The sequence below is a fragment of the Hydrogenophaga sp. genome (assembly GCF_026125825.1).
Lineage (GTDB): Bacteria > Pseudomonadota > Gammaproteobacteria > Burkholderiales > Burkholderiaceae_C > Hydrogenophaga.
This window is the reverse complement of sequence record NZ_JAHCKK010000216.1, coordinates 1-1,732: the sequence shown is the minus strand read 5'-3', so window position 1 is coordinate 1,732 and position 1,732 is coordinate 1. Positions and strand designations below refer to the sequence as shown.

General features: G+C 66.5%; 2 protein-coding genes. Both read right to left on the bottom strand.

What is annotated here, in order from left to right:
• A partial coding sequence (locus tag KIT86_RS25070; RefSeq protein WP_297403455.1) for a FecR domain-containing protein occupies window positions 1–645 on the bottom strand: 645 nt, incomplete at its 3' end.
• A gap of 2 nt (window positions 646–647) precedes the next feature.
• A complete protein-coding gene (locus tag KIT86_RS25065) occupies window positions 648–1,358 on the bottom strand; it encodes a response regulator transcription factor (protein ID WP_297403453.1) in 711 nt (236 codons plus the stop codon).
• Window positions 1,359–1,732: the final 374 nt, after the last annotated feature.

The window sequence follows — 1,732 nt, the reverse complement described above, 5'->3', positions numbered from 1 at the left end:
CACCGCCACGCCGAAGGTGGTCCCGCGCACGCCGCCCACGGCGCGCGGGGTGCGCACCTCGAAACGGCTGCGGGGAGAGGCCAGGGGCTTGACCGTCGCATCGACCCGGCCGCGCTCCAGGTCCAGCCCTGACTGCGCATGGCCGGGGGCCGGCGCATGCCGAAGCTCGCGCAGGCGCACCTGCGTGCCGGCCGAAAGACGCACCACCGAGCCGTCGGCCAGGCGCAGGGTGAGGAAGCCGTCGTCCCCCACCTCGATCTGCGCGCCTTCGCCCACCTGGCCGCCGACCGCCAGCGGGATGGCCGCGCCCGGGGAGGCCGCCTGGCGCACGCTGGCCTGGCCCGCGACATGCAGCACCTCGGCCACCGCCGGCTCGGGGCGCGCGAGCGCGGCCGGAATCACCAGCTGGCTGCCCGGCCTCAGGCGGCGCGGATGGCTCACCTGGTTGAGGCGCTGCAATTGCGGCCACTGGTTCGGGTCATCCAGGTAGCGTTGCGCGAGTTCGTACAGGTTGTCGCCCGGCTGCACGGTGTGCACGCGGTCCTGCTGGGCCAGCGCCAGCCCACTGCCGCAAAGCAGGGCGGTGGCGGGTGCCAGCAGGCGCCAGGGCGAACGCAAGGGGCGGCGAGGTGCGGGGCTTGGCATGTTCATGGGGCCTGGTCGGACGGCACCGTGCCGAGGTCTTCAAGGCGGTACCCGTGGCTGTAGACGGAGACCAGCTTGTAGCCCGATTCGGCGCGCAGGCTCAGTTTGCTGCGCACGTGGGACATGTAGACGTCCAGCGAGCGCGACGAAATGTCGGCATCGATGCCCCAGACGGCCTCGATCAGGTGGGCGCGCGAGAGCAGGCGGCCCATGTTGCGGAACATGATGAAGGCGAGGTCGAACTCCTTGCTCGTCAGCGTCGAGAGCTCGGTGCCATCGACGCGCACCACGCGGTCCTGCACCAGGAAGCTGTAGCGGCCCCAGACCAGCTCCCGTGGTGCCGGGGCGTGGCCGCCCCGGCGCAGCAGCGCCATCAGGCGCGCACGCAACTCGCCGACGCGGGCGGACTTGACCATGTAGTCGTCGGCACCGCAGTTCAGGCCTTCGATGATGTCGCGCTCGTCGCTGCGGTTGGTCATCATCAGAATGGGCACCGGCGCCATCGCGGTGTCCCGGATGGCGCGGATCACGTCCAGGCCAGGAAGGTCAGGCAGTTCCCAGTCGACGATGAAGAGGTCGAACGTTTCCTTGGGCAGCACGCGCAACAGCGCGTTGGCATTTTCGAACAGGTGGCAGTCGTGACCCATGGATGCGACGACCACCCTGACCAGATCCAGTTGCGCGGGATCGTCATCAACGGCAGCAATGCGCATGTGGTGGGGGCAGGTGGTTCAAAGGGTTAATCGAAACAGAATGTGTTTGCACGAATATATCGATGGACCTGCGGCGGCGCAGCCGTTTTGACAATCTATTAAGAAATCAGACGGCCCTTGTGAGACCGATGGCACGCCTCGTTTCACCACGGAGACTTCCATCGAGCGGCAATAGCGCCTACAATGACAAAAAAGCACGACCGTTCTATTATCGGTGTGTGCGCTTCCCACGACCGCAGCATGCCCCGGGGCGCGCTGACCATCCGCATACAATCCTTGAGTTGACGTGCACGTCAATTCGTGACGACATTTTTCCAATCATCAGGAGCAGCCCAATCATGAAGGTCATCGTCCCCGTCAAGCGCGTGGTGGAT